This window comes from Streptomyces sp. CLCI03, from assembly GCF_053615355.1.
The window spans coordinates 194,930-212,858 of sequence record NZ_JBSIFU010000001.1 but is presented as its reverse complement, the minus strand read 5'-3'; the positions used below and the strand labels follow the sequence as shown (position 1 = coordinate 212,858).

At 68.5% G+C, this 17,929-nt stretch carries 16 protein-coding genes and 1 pseudogene; 9 read left to right on the top strand and 8 right to left on the bottom strand.

Annotated features, from left to right (window positions below):
• Positions 1–93 precede the first annotated feature (93 nt).
• Together ACWG52_RS39420 and ACWG52_RS39415 are read left to right on the top strand one after the other, a co-directional pair.
• A complete protein-coding gene (locus ACWG52_RS39420; protein ID WP_390141558.1) occupies positions 94–762 on the top strand; it encodes a recombinase family protein in 669 nt (222 codons plus the stop codon).
• Positions 763–1,404: 642 nt separating this feature from the next.
• Positions 1,405–2,532: a hypothetical protein gene (locus tag ACWG52_RS39415; protein ID WP_390141561.1), complete on the top strand. Its 1,128-nt coding sequence runs from the start codon at positions 1,405–1,407 to the stop codon at positions 2,530–2,532.
• Between the two features lie 1,049 nt (positions 2,533–3,581).
• Here the strand turns inward: ACWG52_RS39415 and ACWG52_RS39410 are convergent.
• Positions 3,582–6,455 (bottom strand): toll/interleukin-1 receptor domain-containing protein, encoded by a 2,874-nt coding sequence (locus tag ACWG52_RS39410; RefSeq protein ID WP_453129161.1) that lies wholly within the window; start codon positions 6,453–6,455, stop codon positions 3,582–3,584.
• Between the two features lie 92 nt (positions 6,456–6,547).
• Between ACWG52_RS39410 and ACWG52_RS39405 the strand changes: the two genes are divergently transcribed.
• From ACWG52_RS39405 to ACWG52_RS39395, 3 genes and pseudogenes are all read left to right on the top strand, one after another.
• Positions 6,548–7,144 carry a hypothetical protein gene (locus tag ACWG52_RS39405; RefSeq protein ID WP_453129160.1) on the top strand — a complete coding sequence of 199 codons (597 nt, stop codon included), beginning with the start codon at positions 6,548–6,550 and terminating at the stop codon, positions 7,142–7,144.
• 292 nt (positions 7,145–7,436) lie between these two features.
• Positions 7,437–7,907: pseudogene (gene ku / locus ACWG52_RS39400) on the top strand (non-homologous end joining protein Ku); the annotation flags it as partial.
• Between the two features lie 260 nt (positions 7,908–8,167).
• A complete protein-coding gene (locus tag ACWG52_RS39395) occupies positions 8,168–8,446 on the top strand; it encodes a hypothetical protein (protein ID WP_390141566.1) in 279 nt (92 codons plus the stop codon).
• 119 nt (positions 8,447–8,565) lie between these two features.
• Here ACWG52_RS39395 and ACWG52_RS39390 read toward each other — a convergent pair whose 3' ends face one another.
• Complete coding sequence (locus tag ACWG52_RS39390) at positions 8,566–8,832, bottom strand: lamin tail domain-containing protein (protein WP_453129158.1); 267 nt, start codon at positions 8,830–8,832, stop codon at positions 8,566–8,568.
• Here ACWG52_RS39390 and ACWG52_RS39385 point away from each other — a divergent pair.
• A complete protein-coding gene (locus ACWG52_RS39385) occupies positions 8,822–9,235 on the top strand; it encodes a hypothetical protein (RefSeq protein WP_453129157.1) in 414 nt (137 codons plus the stop codon). The two genes, ACWG52_RS39390 and ACWG52_RS39385, sit on opposite strands and share 11 nt — an antisense overlap.
• A 317-nt stretch (positions 9,236–9,552) precedes the next feature.
• Here the strand turns inward: ACWG52_RS39385 and ACWG52_RS39380 are convergent, their stop codons facing one another.
• Together ACWG52_RS39380 and ACWG52_RS39375 are read right to left on the bottom strand one after the other, a co-directional pair.
• The gene (locus ACWG52_RS39380; protein WP_390141572.1) at positions 9,553–10,146 is read right to left on the bottom strand and encodes a hypothetical protein; all 594 of its coding nucleotides are present in this window, start codon (positions 10,144–10,146) and stop codon (positions 9,553–9,555) included.
• A gap of 192 nt (positions 10,147–10,338) precedes the next feature.
• On the bottom strand, positions 10,339–11,322 hold the full coding sequence (locus ACWG52_RS39375) for a caspase family protein (RefSeq protein ID WP_390141575.1): 984 nt from the start codon (positions 11,320–11,322) through the stop codon (positions 10,339–10,341).
• A 505-nt stretch (positions 11,323–11,827) separates the two neighbouring features.
• Here ACWG52_RS39375 and ACWG52_RS39370 point away from each other — a divergent pair.
• Together ACWG52_RS39370 and ACWG52_RS39365 are read left to right on the top strand one after the other, a co-directional pair.
• A complete protein-coding gene (locus ACWG52_RS39370) occupies positions 11,828–12,076 on the top strand; it encodes a LexA family transcriptional regulator (RefSeq protein WP_390141577.1) in 249 nt (82 codons plus the stop codon).
• Complete coding sequence (locus ACWG52_RS39365; protein ID WP_390141579.1) at positions 12,073–12,198, top strand: hypothetical protein; 126 nt, start codon at positions 12,073–12,075, stop codon at positions 12,196–12,198. The genes ACWG52_RS39370 and ACWG52_RS39365 overlap by 4 nt, the downstream gene beginning before the upstream one ends.
• A gap of 122 nt (positions 12,199–12,320) precedes the next feature.
• On the opposite strand, the gene ACWG52_RS39360 is transcribed toward ACWG52_RS39365, so the two are convergent.
• The 3 genes from ACWG52_RS39360 to ACWG52_RS39350 all read right to left on the bottom strand — a co-directional run bounded on the left by ACWG52_RS39360 (position 12,321) and on the right by ACWG52_RS39350 (position 14,177).
• Entirely contained in the window at positions 12,321–12,704 is a 384-nt protein-coding gene (locus tag ACWG52_RS39360; protein ID WP_390141581.1) for a RapZ C-terminal domain-containing protein, read from the bottom strand.
• Positions 12,705–12,995: 291 nt separating this feature from the next.
• Positions 12,996–13,145, bottom strand: coding sequence for a hypothetical protein (locus ACWG52_RS39355; protein ID WP_390141583.1), 150 nt, complete (start codon positions 13,143–13,145; stop codon positions 12,996–12,998).
• A gap of 189 nt (positions 13,146–13,334) precedes the next feature.
• Positions 13,335–14,177 (bottom strand): hypothetical protein, encoded by an 843-nt coding sequence (locus ACWG52_RS39350; RefSeq protein ID WP_390141683.1) that lies wholly within the window; start codon positions 14,175–14,177, stop codon positions 13,335–13,337.
• Positions 14,178–14,800: 623 nt separating this feature from the next.
• On the opposite strand from ACWG52_RS39350, the gene ACWG52_RS39345 reads away from it, so the two are divergent.
• Positions 14,801–14,923, top strand: a complete 123-nt coding sequence (locus ACWG52_RS39345; RefSeq protein ID WP_390141685.1) for a hypothetical protein — start codon at positions 14,801–14,803, stop codon at positions 14,921–14,923.
• 62 nt (positions 14,924–14,985) lie between these two features.
• Here ACWG52_RS39345 and ACWG52_RS39340 read toward each other — a convergent pair whose 3' ends face one another.
• Positions 14,986–17,733, bottom strand: a complete 2,748-nt coding sequence (locus ACWG52_RS39340; RefSeq protein WP_453129154.1) for an OmpL47-type beta-barrel domain-containing protein — start codon at positions 17,731–17,733, stop codon at positions 14,986–14,988.
• Between the last annotated feature and the right edge of the window lie 196 nt (positions 17,734–17,929).

Below are 17,929 nucleotides of genomic sequence, written 5' to 3'. Positions count from 1 at the left end.
CCCAAGGAAGGACCCCAGCGCCTTCAAAAACTCCTTCAAAAACCTAGGTGGTTCAACAACCTTCGGGCACCGTTCTCTGACAGGATTCCGGGCGTGAGCACGCCACTTGAAGACGCCCAGTTCGAACTCCTGGGCGACGAGCCCGCCGTCCGGACCGAGATCCGCATCGGATACGCACGGGTGTCCACCGGCGGACAGAAGCTCGACCGCCAGCTCGACGTCCTCACCGCGGTCGGCTGCCGCCGGATCTTCGCCGACAAGAAGTCAGGGAAGAACGACCTACGGCCCGAGCTGAAGGCGTGCCACGCCTTCCTCGCCACCGGCGACACCCTGGTGGTACCCGCCCTCGACCGCTACGGCCGTTCCTTGCAGGACCTGATCACGATGGTCGGCGAGCTGCGCAAGCGGGAGATCGGCTTCACCTCGCTGCACGAGCGGCTCGACACCACCACCCCCGGCGGCCGGCTGGTGTTCCACGTCTTCGCCGCGCTAGCGGAGTTCATCCGCGAGCTGATCGTCTCCGGCACCCGCGAGGGCCTGGCCGCCGCCCGTGCCCGGGGGAAGGTCGGCGGCCGGCCCAGCGTCGTCAATGCGGACATCATCCGGGCCGCCCGCGACATGCTGCCCAACCCCGACCACTCGATCACCTCGATCGCCAAGCTCCTCGGGGTGAGCCCCGGCACGCTCTACAACCACATCCCGGACCTGCAGGAGCTGAGGGCCAGCCGTATTCCGGCCCAGCTCGAAGCGGGCAGCCGGTGATCCCCGGCGAGCACCGGCTCAAGGGCGGGGCCCTCCTGCTCGGCGCCGACGAGCCTGGCCTGCCTGGGCCCTTCGGAGCCTGGACCGATGCGGACGGCCAGGAAGACGGGCACGACCCGGCCGAAGACGCTTTCGTCGAACCGCACCGCTGATTCGCCAAGATCATCCCACTGCCCCTTTCGGGCTCACCTTGGCTGGACCCCCGAAGGACCTTGGCCGTTCGATCACCGGGCGGCGTGGGCGCCGGTGTCGGCGGGAGGCGTGCGCGTCTTGCCGTGTCGGGAGCATAGAGCGCGACGCAGAGCCAAGTCGAGGCGGCGCTGGCCTCCGGAAGGTGATCCGTGTACGGAAGTGGGGCGGTCGGCGTGCACCTGTCGGCAGACCGTGCACACGGAGACGATGGTGCTGATGCGAGGCCTCAACCGGGGGTCGGGCGGCGCGTATTCTCCGACGTGATCTTTCCCCGTCTACCCGACCCCGAGTGAGGTTCCTGTGCGTGCTCCTGTGCGGCCGTTAGCGTTCGCTCTGTCCCTGGCCGTCGGTCTGCTCGCCGGATGCGGTCCGGCCGCCGACGACGCGAAGCCGAACAGCAGCACGTCCCCGGCCACCGCAACGCCTTCGGCGCCGGCGAAGCGTGCCCTGGTGCCGCACGACCCTCCGCAGTGGTTCGACGCGCGCGGACAGGTGCTGCTGCCGGAGGCGGCCACGAAGGGGCGGACCAACCTGGCCGGGCAGGTGCGCGGTGGCGGCGAGGACCTGCCGGTCCTCCTGCACGAGGCCCGGGCCTTCGTCGTCTCCCCCACGGGCGTCCAGGTCGTCGACCTTGCCGACGGCCGCATCGTGGGCGAGGAGGCGGCCGGCGGCAAGATTCTGCACGAGGACAGCGACGGGTTCGTCCTGCCGCCGGTCCTGGCCGGCAGCGAGGTCCTGGTGCCCTTCCTGCTGACGACGCCCGCCTCCGGCACCCACACCGCGGGCGCGATGGTCGAGCTCGTCGCGGTGAGTACGGCGCCGCCCTACAAGGCCGCCTGGCGGACGACCGTCAAGCTGCCCGAGTGGGCACACAACTCCCGCAGGGTGCAGGCCACGGCCGTCGGTGCGGCGAACGGTACGGCCGTCGTCACCGTGACCGGCGGCGACGACGCGGTGTCGTACGGCATCGACACCGCGTCCCACGCGGTGCGCTGGACACAGCCCGGGCTGGAGGCCGTTCAGGTCGGTGCGGGCACGGCGGTGGGCTTGAGCCACATCGAGCCGCTCACCTCCGCGCCGATCGGGGTCGATCTCGTCACCGGCACCGAGAAGTGGCGCGGGGGGAAGACCTACGCCGCGATCATGAACGGTGCCGGGCCCGGCACGGTCCGGGTCTCGGGCCCGCAGGTCGGCGACAAGGGCGACCAGCTGCTGGACGTGACCAGCGGGAAGGCCCGCGCCTTCATGCCGTCGGGGATGCGCGCGGTCGACTGCACCTACGACCGCGCCGCGACGCTGGTGTGTACGAAGGGGTTCGCGGTCGTGGCCGTGGACGCGGCCACCGGCACGTTGCTGTGGTCGCTCCAGGACGGCGATCAAGGACGCACTCCCCCGACCGTCACCGCGGTGTGGCACGGACGGATCTACGGCCGTGGAGCAGGCGGCCCCGTCGTCCTCGACGCGAGGACCGGCGCGGACATGCCCACCAACCCGGAGGCCGTACCGCTCCTCGTTAACGAGTACGTCGGGCTCGTGCTCGACGACAACCACCTGTTCAGCTACCCGGCCGGAGGCTGAACGATCTCTCCGGCCGGATCCATACGAGCCCGCCGTACATGGGTGCCAGCCCCCGGAATTCACACACTCGGCCCGCCGAGTGTGTGAGGCGTGGCATGGTGATATCACGTACGGCGGATACGGCGGTGCCCCCGCCGTTGGAGCGGCGAGGGCACCTTCTGTCGTACTGGTCGAACGTCCCCGGCTTGCTTCAGTAGCCGGGGACGTCGTCACATCCGGGGAAGGATCCATTCCCGGAGCATGCGTCCGACCCAGTACACCGCGGTCACCGTCGGCGCGATCCACAGGCGGATGCGACGACGCACACCCCGCCAGTCAACCGACCAGGACCACGAGCGCTTCTCCATGATTCCCCTCTCGGGACACGGGACGGCTGACTGCCGAGCCCGGGGCCCCGGGGCCCGCCACGCGTTCCCCCGAGAGTTCTTCATGAATGAGCGGTACAGACGATAGACACGGGCGGCCTGCAGTTTCGTCAACATGATCGGTAATGCCCGATTCTGGTCACCTGTGCAAGAAGGAGCGGTATTCGCCCGCCGCGCGGCCACGGGCGCCATCGGGCGGGACGGGCGATCTGGACCTGTACTGGAAAGAGGCCCCCCAGCAGGACGACACCGCAGGTCAAGGTGGTGATCTTCGATGGCCAGATCCATCTGGAGCGGGGTCCTCTCCTTCGGGCTCGTCTCTTCTCTGAACTAGCGAGCTTCGGCGCACGCCGCTCCAGCCGTCATCCCGGCTGGCGTGGCATCTCGACAGCCCCATTCCCGGCTGTGGAAGAGGGATGGAGCGTTAGGAACCAGGGCGCCCCAGACCGGGAGAATCTGGCCCAATGAGGACCGTGGGACGTGGCGCGCTGGTCGAGCGTGCGGCAGTGCTTACTGGGAGCGATGGCGTTGTGTCTCGATGATCGCAAGAATCCACCCCTTCGGGTGAAGGCTGGGGAAGGCGGTCCGCCCGGGGTGGGGGCGGGGCAACAGACTTCGATCATGTCCTCGCCGATCACCGCAACCGCTGTCGAACGATTTCCCGACGGGCCGGCCGCCCCCGGCTCAGCCGCGGCAGGGGGCGCTGACGCCGATGTCCTTGAGGTAGCGGTCGTACTCCTTCGCCGGCAACGAGCCCGGAGTCAGGGCGCATAGGGCTTCACGCCAGGGGGCGCTCTCGATTGCGCGGTGGACGAGGGTGCCGTCGGGGGCGTAGACGAGGACACCGCCGCCGGTGCTCGGGACGATGTGCGGGGTGTTGTTGGCTTTGGGGTCGGCCGGGTCCGCCAGGCCGAGCGGCCAGAGGGCCATCGGGTCGGCCGTCGAGGCGTCCCAGATCTGGAGCGCGCTCTGCGCGCCCTTACCGGAGACCTGGACCACGTGCCGGGAGTCAGCGCTGAAGACGAGGTGGTCGATCAGATCGCGTTCTGTCCCGGCAGTGGTGACGGTTCGGCTCGTGGCGACGTCGATGATCCAGAGGCGCCGGTCGCCGTCCATGGTCGCCACCTTCGAGCCGTCGTTGCTGATCGTGAGGGAATGGCTCCTTTCGTCGCCCTCGCCCTTGCCGATCTGTCCTACCCGGCCCCCACCCGACCAGCGCCATACGGTGATCTTGCTGGGCTGGTAGAGCTCGCCGCGAATGCGCGCGGCCACCGTCGTACGGTCCGCGCTGACCGCAGCGGTGTCACCAGGGATGCGCTGAGTGATCGCCCAGGACCGGATGTCGATCACCAGCACCTCCTTCTCCGCTGGGGCGACGACGTGGAAGTCGTCGCCGAGGAAGGACAGGGAGAGCGCGGACACCTTGTCGTCGCCTTCGAACCGCTTCGCGGAGATGCGGCTCCCCGTTCGGGGGTCCCACACGGAGAGCTCGCCCCCGTGCGTCAGCACCACACGGGAGCCGTCGCCGTTGGCCGCGAGGGCGTACTCGCCTTCCATGTCGGCGAGCGGTAACCGCCCCAGTTTCCGGGGTCCCGTCGACGGATCGTCCGTTGCCCAGATCTCGATGGCGCCGTTCCCGGTCTTACGGGTGGCGAGCCGGCCGGAAGCCGTGAGGTCGTCGGGCGTGAGCCGGTCCCCGTTCGGTACCGCGCGCTGCCCGTGCCCCGTGCGGGCGAAGAGACTGACGGAGCCGTCGACCGACGCAGCCGCCACCCACGCGCCGTCCCCGGACGCGGAGACGTTGGCAACGTCGCGACTGAAGGAACCCAGGACGCGCTGCTTGCGCAGGTGGGAGTCGTAGAGCGACACGGTCGGCCCGTCGGCACTCACGATCAGCTCGGCGTTGTCGGGGAGGAGCAGGGTGTTCCAGTCGCTGGGAAGAGCACCGGTGGCGAGGCGCCGGCCCTGGGCCAGGTCCCACAGTTCCTGCTGGCCCGTGTCCGACCCCCTGGTCAGGGCGCGGTCATTGGACGCCGAGAGTTCTGTGACGTAGCCCTGGGAGGAGAGGCCGGGCACGGAGCGTGGGGCGCTCCAGGAGCGGGACTGTGGGGTGAGGGTACGGATCTGACCGGTTGCCGGGGTGAGGAGGGACAGTCGGTCCGAGCCGTCGAAGGAGATACCGCCCCCGTACGCGGTGCCGAGGGCCTCCCCGCTCACCACGGGTGTCCCGCTCGCCAGGTCCCAGACGTTGAGGAGTGCTCCTTCCCCTTCGCGAGAGGAAGCGTAGGTGGCAGCCAGCCAGCGCCCGTCCCCGGACAGTGCGATACCGACACCCTCGTTGGCGGTGAACAGGTTTCCGTTCCTCGCTACCAGCTTTCGGGTCAGGCGGGCCTGTCGCACGTCCCACACCTCAAGCTGGTTGCTGTAGTTCTCCACGACCAGCGTGCCGCCGTCCGAGCTGAGCCGGAGCGCCGCCTCGCCGTGGTCCGGCCAGCCCCTGGTGGGGAGGGAGGGCAGCGGCTTGCCGGCGCGCAGGTCGTAGAGGTGGATGAAGCGCTGCGAGGCGGGCGGGTAATCGACCTTGCTGGCCTCCGCGTTGTAGTCCGAGTAGTAGGCGAGCATGCCCCCGTCCCGGCTCAGCGCCACCCGCGTCATGGGCCCGTGGGCGGCGCCCCGGTAACTCTCCACCCCCTCCGCCCCGCCCTGGACGTGCCGGGCCGTGTACTCGTTCGCCACGACCGCCTGGGCCAGGGCCCGGTCGGACTCGCCCGTGTGTCCGGCCTGGTCGGCGTACAGGGCGAACGAGGCGGCCTTGGCCGGGTTGACGGAGGCCTCCTCCAGGGCTCGGGCGGCGAGGGCCTGGGAGGCGGAGATGCGGGCGCGTGCGACGGCCTCGTTGCGCTGCTGCCAGGCCAGGCCCCCAGCGGCCAGGGAGGTGGCCAGCAGCAGGGACAGGGCGGCGACGGCCCCCCTGAGCATCCGGACCGCGGTGCGGCGCTGGCGGAGGTCCTCGCTCTCGACCGCGTCCTTGGTCACGCCGCGCAGCGGGGCGAGGAGCGTGGCGACGGCGTCGCGGAAGGGTGCGTCGCGTAAGGAGTACCGGGCGGCGAGGCGGACCCTCGTGAGGTCCACCCAGAGCGGCTCCCGCGCGAACGCGCGCCGCATGGAGTCGGGGAGGCAGGTCGTCCGGCTCCAGTCGAAGTCGTTGGCGCGGCGGTCCCAGGCGATCGTGCCGTCGCTGACCGCGATGAGGAAGCGGTCCATCGGGCGGTTCCGGATCCAGAACGCGATCTCCTCGCCGACCCAGCGCGAGCGTGCGGCAGCCGGAGAGGCGACGTAGATGAAGTACTCGGACCGGCCGAGTTCCTTGAGGATCGCGCCGCCGAGATCGCTGCTCGCCGCGAGGCTGGTCGTGTCGCGGAACACGCTCACCGTCGGGCGCCGGGTCCAGGGCCGGCCGAGCCTCTGCAGACCCCGCTGGAGGGCCTGGGCGAGCGGGACGTCCTGCTGGTGGCTGTACGAGATGAAGGCGTCGCGTCTGTAAGTGCGTTCGGGCATGGCTGACCCCCCGTTTGCCTGGCTCCCCTTGTGCAATCTTGGGTAACTCATAGGGTGGCAGGCATGGTTGACGGCCGGGGGAGGTTCGCGGGATGGGCTTGCGGCAGAGGTTAGGACGAAGGCGCGGCGGCGGCCGGTTCAAGGCGCAGGAGATCAACGTCAAGCTCGGGATCCCCTTCGTCGGGGAGATCAGCGGCACGTGGGAGCCCGCCGACGCCGAGCGGCAGGCCGCCTGGGAGCTGTACGTCGAACTCGCCACCCGCATCTCGGTCGTCGAGCTCGGCGAGGACGAGGGGCTGCTCCGGGAGGCGCTGTCCTCGCTCTACACGGTGTTCGCGACCACGCGGGAGATCCTGCGGCGGTACGGGCCCGCGGTCGCGCCGCGCGTCGCACCGGGGAAGGTCACCTTCGGGGCGCTGGCGGTCAACGTCCTGAACCTCTCCATCCGCCCGCTGCTCGGCCGCTGGCATCCGCTGCTGACCGCGTACGAGGCGAAGCGCGGGGAGCAGGTCGACCCCGTCGCACACGAACGGCAGTGGGACCGGGCGGCGGAACTGCGGGCGGAGATCGAGTCGGTGCGGCAGGTGCTGCTGTCGCTCGCACAGGCGCTCAACGAGGTGGCCGGCGTCGGCGACCTGGTCACCGTACGGGTTCCCCAGCAGGCGACGCCGGAGGAGGCGACCTCGTAGCGCGCCCGCCCCCGCCCCGGCCCCGCCGGGCGGGAAACCCGTTCGCGGGGGCGGGGCGGCGGGTGGCAGGGTCGGGGTATGGCACCCCAGTTCCAGGTCCGGGCCGATTACGACGCGCGCGAAGAACGCCGAGACCGGCTCCACCCTGTCCCCGGCGGCGTCCAGCAGGACGTACGGCTGGGCTGGGTCGGCCACCTCGACCAGGGCACCGGTCTGTGGCAGAACGAAGTTGATCAGATCCCGAGAGGGATCACCCGTCTCAAGCATGAGCGGAAGCTAGCAGAAATGCCGTCTGACCTGCGGTTATTCGTCAATTGGTTCAGTCAACACCACGCTCCCGGTCTCGCTCTACACCGCGACCGACAGCCACACGATCCACTTCCACCAGCTGCAGCGCGGCACCTCGGACCGGATCCGCAACCGGCGGGTGAACGAGCGCACCGGCAAGGAGGTGGAGCTGGAGGAGATCGTCAAGGGCTTCGACACCGGCGAGGAGTACGTGCTCGTCGAGCCGAAGGAGCTCGACGAGATCGCGCCGGGCCGGTCGAGGGCGATCGAGATCAGCGGGTTCGTGGACCTGGACACCGTGGATCCGATCTTCTTCGACAAGACCTACTACCTGGGGCCGAAGGGCAAGGAGTACGCGAAGGTCTACGGCCTGCTGGAGCAGGCGCTGGAGGAGTCCAACCGGGCCGGGATCGCGACGTTCGTGATGCGCGGTCGCGAGTACCTGGTGGCGCTGAAAGCGGAGAAGGGGCTCCTCGCGGTGCACACGCTGCACTGGTCGGACGAGATCCGCGACCCCCGGAAGGAGATCCCCGACCTGCCCGAGGCCGGGAAGGCGAGCGCGGGCGCTGAAGATGGCCCACCAGCTGATCGACGCCCTCGCCATCGACTGGCGGCCGGAGGACTACCGCGACGTGTACCAGGAGAAGGTCGCCGCACTGATCACCGCGAAGCAGGCCGGCGAGACGGTCGAGAAAGGCCGAGCCCGCACCGAAGGCCACCGGCGCCGTCGACCTCATGGAGGCTCTGCGCGCGTCCGTCGAGCGGGCCCGCAGCCCCAAGGACACCGGCGAGAAGGCCAGCACCTCCACCGCCCGCACGAAGAACGCGGGGAAGGGTTCCCGCGGCGCAAAGAAGCGCACCACCGGCTCTTCGGGAACCTCCCGTGCCCGGTCGCTGGAGTCGCTGACGAAGGCCGAGCTGTACGAGAAGGCGACGAAGGCCGGGATCCGCGGCCGCTCCGGGATGAGCCACGACGAACTCGCCGACGCCCTCGCCGGCACCAAGAGCGACTGAGCAGCGCCTTTCCCGGGACCGCGCAGCTCAGCAGTGCGGGCCGTCGCCCGGTGAGGCGACGGCCCGTGCGGTCATGTCACGCAGGACCCCGACATGGTGCGGGGCCCGCGGTCGCGGTTCTAGCGGCGGCGGCCCCAGGTCTCGGTGTCGACGGTGCGGCCGCGGTCGTCGCGCAGGGTGGCGGTGTCGGAGTTGTTGTCCCAGACGTAGTTGCGGCGGTCCTGGAAGAGGTCGGTGCGGGTGTCGCGGCCGTTGCCGGTGTGGATCCGGATCGTGGCACGGGCGCCGATGCGGACGTTGTCGAAGCGGTAGCGGTTGCCGTCGCTGTCGCGCAGGGTCCAGCCGCGCAGGTTGATGCCGTCGCGGGTGGTGTTGGTGATCTCCACCCACCCAAATCAGTTCACCAGATCTGACGCCGAAGATATCGCCAAGATGGAACGGCTTCTCGATCTCCAGGAGGGTGTCCTCGCGCGCGAGGTAAGGGATTTCCACCTCGAACGTATCGTCTGTGAGTGCGAACGCGTACTGACGGTGTACGACTTTGTGCTCACTGCCTTGATCGATGCCGGCCACTCCAAAGGGCTGATCATCCAAACCATGCTGGGTAACAAGCTTGTCCTGAACACCCCGAGGCCGATCCGGTGCTCTAACTGCAGCCGCATCAATAGGGCAGGCGATTACACCATGCCCAACTATGCCTGCTGCCCAACAGTGGAGACAGCGGATGCGCCGGCGCACGTGGACAAGTCTGCTGACCCTGCACAGACAACGCCGGCGCAAGAGAAGTAGCCCCCCCAGCGTCACGGCTGCCCGACGCCCGCGCGTCCAACTGGGTACGGGCCACGTTCGTAGATCGTCCTCGCGTGGGCTCACACACCGCAGCCGTACAGCCTCGGGCTCACCCGCACGAGGGATGCCCTCGCAAGATCACCGCCGTTTGCGGCTGGTGACAGGGTTCTTACCGGCACCCCGTGTTCCTGGACGACGCGGCCGACGTACCGGCGGAGGTCGTGGACTACCTCGCGGAACAGCTGGGCATCCCGGCGCCCGCGAAGCGGGCGCCGGCTGGGTTCTGCCGTCGTCGCGGCCCGCGCCGCCCACGGTCGTCAGAAGTTGAACGTGAAATCCAGGAACTTGGTGCTCGCGGTGGCGAAGGTCAGGGCGTCCCGGAAGTAGGCCGGATCGGCGCCGTTCGGCGGCTTGGGCATCGTCGGATACTGCCCGGACGTGGCGAAGTCCTTCTTTTCGGACAGCACCTGGACGGTTCCCTGGGCGAGGATCAGCGCGAGCGTGGTGGCGTAGTCGACCCAGTCCTTGTCCTTGCGCCGGTGTGCGGGCACGCTGTCAATCGCCGAGATCAGGTCCTTCTTCTGCGGCCTGAAGTCCTTGGTGGCGATGTCGATGATCAGCGGCCCGAGGGTTTCGACCGCCTGCCATACGAGGGGCCAGATCTTCTCGTCCGGCACGTTCTCGACCTTGTTGTCGACGAAGTCCTTGGTGGCCACCTTGTAGCCCTTGGAGTTGGCCTCGGCGGCGGCGACGTAATTCTCCAGCAGCGACCAGGTGATCGTCGCCACGTCGCCGTAGCCGTTGCCCACGTCGGGCACGTCGAAGCTCTTGCCGGAGGCCTGCCCGGCGAAGGCCGCCTCAAGCTGCTCCTTGAACCGCTCGGCCCTGGGGTCGAGTGATGTCGCGGTCATCTCTCCTCCTGAGTGATCTTGCCGATGGTCGTCGGCGTTCTTCGCGGCGCCACTGGCACCGCTGCTCTTCTTCGGGGCTTTCTGCCTGGGTTTTGGGGGATTCGGTGCGGCAGCAGGCGGTGCCTGCTTCTTCCTGGCGGTCTGGGAACTGGCCTGAGTGGCTGGGTTCGACGACCTCGGCAAGGAGGCCTCCTAGCGCTCGCTCAGGTTCTCGTTCAGCCATGCCTCGACTGAGTCGCCGATGTTCGGGATCTGCTCATCGGCTTTGAAGGCCTTGGTCCCGTCGCCCATGGAGATGAGGGGCTGGGTGAGCAGGTGTGGCTGCATGAAAGGTGCCATGGCGATGGGGTGCTGGGTCATGTTGAGCCGGTCGAGGCGTTGGCTCACCAGCCTGTTGAGTTCAGCCACCGGTAGGTCCGGACGGATGTCGTTGATGAGGGCGTAGGTGAAGGCGGACAGCTGATCGGTGGGCGGGCTTCCCGCGGCTGCCGTCTCGTTCGCCAGGCAGGCCGAGAACAACACTCCGTTGAGTTCGGCCGCGGCTTCCTTGAACGATTTGGCCGGCGGGACGCCGACCGGGTTGATCATGAGGTTCTTGGCGATGGCTCCGGCGTCGGCGGTGGCCGATCGGCCGAAGAACTTGAACTGGGTCACCTGTGCGAGCAGTTGGGCGTCGCGGGCGGCTCGTTCCGGGTCAGGCGTCCAGAACTTGCCCTTAGCGACGTGGCACTGGGTGGTGACCGCCGACCCGTTCTTCTGCGTGGTGACGAATCGCTTGCTCATGCCGCCGGAGTGGCAGGAGTCCAGGATTACCGTCAGCACGTTCGGCGGCAGTGCAAGGGTGCGGCGTGCCAGGTCGCTGTCTTTGAAGAAGGCGTCGTAGGCGCAGAGCACCTCGACCATGGTGTTGCCCTCGGGATAGCTGTATCCGTGGGAGGACTGGAAGAAGACGATCTGGTCTCCGGGAGTCACTCCGGTGAGAAGCCAGTCGAGCTGTTCGAGGATGTTGGCCAGCGTCGCGTTCTGGTTGTGTACGAGCTGGATGTCCGTGGGGTCGAAGCCGTACAACCCTTCGAGCATGCTCCTGATCGCGAGCGTGTCGGCGACGCAGGAGTTGAGGTTGTTTCGCGGATCCGGGTAGAGGTCGATGCCTACGAGCAGGGCGCGTTTGGTCATGGTGGTCCTCGGGATCACGTCGCGGTGCGAGATGGAGCCGAAAACTGATCACGCAGCGTGACACGGAAAACTACCGACGGTGATGATTCGGGGCAAAACGCCACGCCGAATCACGGCCTTGGTGACACGCGAGTGGCATACGGTGACTGAGCGTGAACGCACCGCACAAACCGCCTGCGCATACGCGAGGGCAGAAATCACCCCTGCGGGGTACTGGTGGCACCCCGGGCGGTACCCGCGGCTCCCGGGCCACGCGGCCGCCCACCGCGACCCCTGCGGCGCGCGGCTGTGACACAGGAGCTGTGGATGCGGATCGGGTGAGAGGCGAGCGACGCCGCTGAGGTCGGGCCGTCCTGCCGGCCCGCCGGGCGGCAGAACTCGCCCACAGCGCCGAGCTCCTGGCAGACGCGCACGAACGCGCCGCCGCCGAGTGCGCTGCGCTGGCCGCGCCCCCGCCCAGCCGGGCGGACTCCGAACAGAGAAGTTATAGAAGTACGTTCGCCTCATGTTCGCCTACGCCAGATGGGTCGCCAGGGGCGGGAATGCCGCCGGGCCGGAGGTCCGTGCGATCTGCGGGTGCATCTGGGAGGCCAAGATGACCCACAAGGAGATCGGCGACGAATTGGGGATCAGCTCTCGGGCCGTGGAAGGGCACATGCGCCGGCTGCGGGCCCGCGCCAAGCTCATGGTCGCCAAGGGGGAGATCGAGCCGCTCTACGGCCGGACCTCCGCACCGAAGGCGGGTGTCCGGTGAACAACGGCAACGGGCTCGACCTGCGCACGGCGATGCTTCTGGGCGTCGGCGGATTCGCGACCTACATCGCGTTCCTGCACCCGTCCGTCGGCATCGCCCTTCTGGTCGCATCGGCGTGGTGACCGTCCTGCACCTGCTGCTCAAGCAGTGACCGGCCTGGAGCCCCCACGGCGGGGTCCAGGCCGTCTACCGCAAAAGGCCCCGTCCGCGAATCGCGGACGGGGCACAGTGGGCATGCTCGTGTTCAGCGCTCGACGACCTCCTTGTCCAGGTCCCGATGGACCAGGAACACGTCCAACCCCCGGTCGGTACAGCGCTGGGCGAGGACGGCGGCCGCCGCAGCGGCACGGTGCCGGCCGCCCGCGCACCCGAACGCGACGGTGACGGCCTCGTCCTGCCGGGGCCCGGCGAGGAACGCCGTGATCATGGCGGCGACCGCCTGGAGGACCTCCTCGATGCCGTCGGTGGCCAGCACCGCGTCGCGCACCACTTCGTCGTGTGCGGTCAGGTAGCGCAGTTCCGGGCGGACGTGCGGGTCGCGGAAGTGGTGGCGCAGGTCGATCGTCACCCGCGCCTCGGGCGCGGTTCCGTGCAGGTAGCCGAACGAGGTGATCTCGACCTGGGCCATGCGGTCCTCTGGGTTGGGAGTGTTGGGTCTAACGGGTCTGATGGCTGTCGGCCTGGTGTTTCGGTCGTCGGCCGGGGCGCGCTACAGCCAGTGGAAGATCCAGGAACACCCCCGACCTGCGACGACAGTCGGGGGTGTACGGCGTCCCCGGGCGACCGCCCTGGGGCGCCGCTGTGGCGAGGGCGTCGACCAGGTGCCGGAGCGAGTACAGCGCGGGATCGTCGGCGGCAGCAGGAGCTCGGGCACGCTGCGGGGTGCCGCCAGAACGCCGTGGCGTTCTGGCGGCTTGCCTCACGCGATACGCAGCTGGCCACCGCGGGGAGGTTCAGCACGTCCCCGGTCGGCCTGCGCGGGAAGGAACAGCGGCGCGGTCGCGCCGACCCACGTCGCAATGTTCTCGACGTACTCGGGGTTGATGGTCCACAGGACCAGCAGCACCACGATGACCAGGCCCCCCCTACCCCACCTGCGGCGGGGGGAGAGAGGATGGAACTGGGCATCAGCACCTATGGTGGGGAAGAAGCTGGGCAAGAAGCCCTCCTAATCTGCCGGTCAGACCGGCTAACGGGACCGCACCGCCCTTCTTGGCGCCAACCTGCGAGGGCGGTGCGGTCTTCAGTCCACCACGCCTTACTGCGCGGAGGAATCCTCGGTGGTGGGCGTAGGAAGCCCTCGGTGGTTGAACGGCTCCTTGAGGCCGTAGACGGGCCGGAAGGCCACCCCCGAGCGGACGGCGAGAGTCTCGTAGGACTCCACACCGACCTGCGCCAGGACCCCATGCTCAATCAGGTCCTTGATGCCGTTCGCGACCGTCTGCTCGGCAAAGCCGTACCACTCGCTGATCTTGGCGTGGGTCAGCCTGAACTTCGGCTTCCTCTGCGCAAGGGCGATCAGGTACATGGCCTTGCCCGGGAGAGACAGGGTCGTGTGAAGACCTCGGTCCCAGTACTCGAACGGAAGCTGGAAGTACGGCTCCCCCATGACCGGCGGCTCATACGGAGGCTTCGATTCCAGGCCGTCCTCAAGGAGCTTGGTCACGGTGGTCCGTCGGCCCGTGCCTCGGGCCGTCGAAATGAGGTTGAGGTCCTTGAGTGCCTTCCAGGCCCGGGAGACCGCAGATGCTCCGGTCTTCTCGTCGAAGACGCCGACTGTCCTGGCCCAGGTCGAGGACCAGTCGGTCACCGAATAGTCGCCAGCGCTCGTGACGGCGGCCACCAGCAGGTAGAGGTCGAGAGCTCGTTCCTGCTTGTTGGCGACGAGGGAACGCAGGGCGCCAGGTTCGGTGTTGGGCGCCTTGCCTGTCTGGGCGAAAGCCCTCCTGATCGGCACTGTCCGGTTCGCGCGCTTCGAGCGTTCAAGGAGAAGCTCGATCGTGCGCTCCTGGGTCATGTGCGCGGGGCTCTCGTCGGCCTCGTCCGGGCCTATCTGGGCCTCCCCCTCTGGCTGGGTTGCCTCGTTCTCCATCAGCGTCATGCGTGAATCATCGCATGGTGATGCGGACTCATGCGAACCTGAAAATCGGGGTGCCACGCACTGACTTGACGGTTTGTAGGGTGCTTTAAGACTCCAGGTAAGACGGACATGTGAGACCCCCCCGTAGGACGAACATTCAAATGACACTTACGCGGATTGAGGCACCCGTGGGGTGCGAGCCGCCGGTCGACGGGCCGTTCCGTCACGGGTGAAAAATCTTGAGTCGCTTTACCCCTCACGGCCCCACGTAGACGACCGGACCGTGCTGAAGCGCGCGCATTGGCCGAGCTGGTCTCCGTCTTCACCCGGTACCGCCGCAAGAAGCCGTAGCCCGTGATCCCCGGCCGGGATCGTCTCGTACGTCTTTGCCTGTACGTCCATCCGCCGGAGCTTGCCCAGCAGACCACAGGCCCCATCCAGGACTCCCTCGTTCCCAGCTCGTAGCTCACGGCTGCGAGACTTCGGCCGTGAGCACCGGGTGTGAGTAGTTGGCGTACAGAAAGTGCCGCTGAGATTGATCTTGCTGGTGTCGTGCGCAGGGTTGATGTCAGTGGGAACGCAGAGTTGTTGTCAGTAGGCAGTGACGACGCGGGGAGTCCCGGAAGGCTGTAGAGCACGTTGTCGTGGAAGCGGTCGATGATGTCTCCGCGGATGATCATCTCGGCGGCGGCGAGGTCTTCGAGGGCGTGGTGCTGGCCAGCGTCGGTGGGGAGCCGTCGTCACGGGTGGCGCGCAAGCTGCCCTGACGCGCACCGGCCCGGCTCCGAGATCGGGGCCGGGCCGGTGCGCTCGACGGGCGCTGTGGGTGTCAGCGCAGGGTGAAGGGGGCCACGTGGGTGGTGGTGTCGGCTCCGCTGATCGTGAATTCGAGGTTGTAGTTGCCGTTGGGCAGGTTCTGGGTGCTGACGGGGAGGCTGTAGGAGGAGAGGAGGTAGCTGAACCGGCCTGTGACCGGCCTGGTGACCGGGCCGGTGATGCGGCTGGCCGTGAGCGTGATGTTCGGGCTGGAGAGGTTGTTGCCGTTCGCGTCGCAGATCCGCAGGCTGATGATGACCTGGCCGAGCAGCCGGGTGGGGCGGCTGGGGTCGTAGAGCAGGCAGATCCGGTACGCCACGTTGTAGGTGACGGTCTTGGTGGATGGGTTGGTGGCGTTGTCCGTGGCGTTGACCGTGAACGTGCGCTGGCCGAGCGTGGAGGTGTTGATCGGGCTGCCGTTGGGGACCGTGCCCACGCAGCTCGCCACCCCGGAGACGGCGTCCGTGCACGAGTAGGACGCGGTGACCGGCTGACGGTACAGGTAGGTGCCGGCCGCCGGACGGACGATGGTGATCGTCGGCCCTGCAGTGTCGATCCGCACGGTGATCGTCTGCGGTGGGGAGGTGTTGCCCGCGTTGTCGGTGGCGGTGTACGTCACGGTGGTCAGGCCGTTCACCGTGATCGGGACTGCGGCATTTGCTCCGGAGACGTCGGTGGATGCGATCGGCTGGGCGCCGCTCGCGCTGTAGGTGATCTTCTGGACCCCTGAGGCGCAGGCTCCTTCCGAGGCGCTGATGTTGACGGTCGCGGGGCTGGTCGTGTTCCAGCCGGCGCCGTTCGGCGCGGGCGAGATGCTCGCGGAGACGGTCGGTGCGGTCGTGTCCGGGTCGTAGGTGAACTGGTCGGCGGCGGTGACCGGACTGGTGCCGTTGGCGTTGGTCACGGTGACGTCCACCGTGCCCCGTGCCTGCGGGGGCACCTGCGCGGTCAGTTCCTCCGGCCCGATGACGTTCACGTTCGTCGCCGGCACGGAGCCGAAGCTGACGGTGGTGCCGCTCGTCGGGAATTCCGTGCCGCGCACGGTCACGGTGTTCACGCACTGGGCCAGTTCGGGCGCGTGGTTCGGGGTGACGCTCGTGACAGTCGGCGGGGACAGCGTGACGCGGTCCATTGCGGTGCCCCAGTCACCGCCGGTGATCCCGGTGTTGGCGATGGCGCCGATCTGTTGGACCGTCCAGACGTCCTTGGGATTGCTGGGGTCGCGCGCGATGCCGGAGTAGTCGCCCCAGCGCAGGTCGGTGCCGCAGTTGCACGAGAAGGCCTGGGTGCCCGCAGCGTAGAAGTCGCCGAATGTCCTGGCGGGGAAGTTGCCGCCCGGGACTGCGATCGCCACACCGGTGGGGAACCTGCCGGGGGAGGAAGCGGTGAATCCGGAGAACAGGTCGTCCTCGTCGTTCAGGGCCACCGAACCGTAGTAGATGTCTCCGCCCACGAGGCCGAGATTGAGGTTGGTCGCCAGGCTCTGGCCACCACCGGTCGCGATCTGGACGTAGCGCTGGCAGTTGCGGACCGCGGTGTCGCTGGGAGGGGTGCAGCTGACGGTGAAGACGCCCCACAGGTGGTTGTTCTGCCACGCGACCGAGAGCATGCGGTCGTCGTTCGTCGCGATGGTTGCGTCGCCCCCGGGCGGCTGAGCCGCGCATCCCCTCACGCCGCCACACGTCGGTGGTGCGGGCGCGCTTCCGATGGCGATGGTGTTCTCGGTCCGGGTGACCGTGCTGACGCCAGGCACCCCTGTGAGCGTGTGCACCACCAAGTTGGTGGGGTCACGCGGGTCGTGCTCCATCGCGAGCTGGTCGTTGATCCCCGACAGCGAGGTGGCCGGGACGACCTGGAACCTGCCGGTGTCCTGGCCGAACGTCGTGAAGCTGACTGTGCCTCCGGCCAGCAGGTCGGCCTTGTTGGCGACCACAGTCACCTCGCCCAGGTACGGCAGCGGCGGGGGTGCGCTGAGGTTGTAGTTGTTCCAGCTCAGTGTGACCTTGTCATTGGTGTAGCCGAGCTTCGGCTGGTCCTGCCGGATGTTGGAGGTGTTGCTCCCGGCGATGTAGACGCTCCAGTGCCCGCGAGGGTCGGAGCTGTCGCTGACCGCTACGTCGTTTTCGTCGCCGCCGGCCAGGATTCCCTCGTACGCGGCGAAGAAACGACCGGAGCCCGCGTCGTAGTGCACCCGCGGGTCACCGCCGGTGTCCGCCGCGAATCCGAAGAAGGCACCCAGGTCGAAGGGCGCGCCGACGGCGTTGCTGGCCTTGTCGTAGACCTGGCCCGAGCGGTTCACGAACTGGACGATGTGGGTGGGGCCGACCGCGAGCTGGGTGTCGGACGGACCGGTGGCGTCCACGTTGCCGAGCGTGGGGAAGGTCTTCAGCTGCTGGATGACGGCCGTGGACGGCGCCGCCTTCGGGGACGCGCCGGTCTTCGAGGTCAGGGTCGCGGTGGTGGCCGGCAGAGTCGGCTGCCTCATCGGTCCCACCGGCGCCGGCCCCTTCGGAGGGGCGAGGTAGGGCTGCACCTGCGGCTTGGGGACGCGCTTCGGCCGGGGCAGAGTGCGCACGTCCACGCGCCGCTTCACCTTGACCTGCGACAGCGTCCCCTCACCGTCCGCTCGCGACGGGCCGGGAGCCGTGGATGGGACGCCGGGACGCGGCTCGGCCGCCGCCCCGCCGGCGGGCGCGGTCACCGTGAGCGTCACGGCGAGTGTGAGGAGCAGGGCACGCGGCCAGCCGCGTACGGCGCGCATGACGCGTCGGTTTACTCGGAGAAGCCGTCTCGACGACATGGGCTCCCCCCTTCAGCCCTGGTCGGAAGTACGGTCCCGCCGGCGGATCGGCAGCGGGCGGTTGTTGTCCTGCAGTAGCCGATGATCACGGGCATGTGTCTAGCGCAAGGACCCACGGCGCCAGTTCCGCTCGTAGTGTGGCGTGCCGACGCGTCCC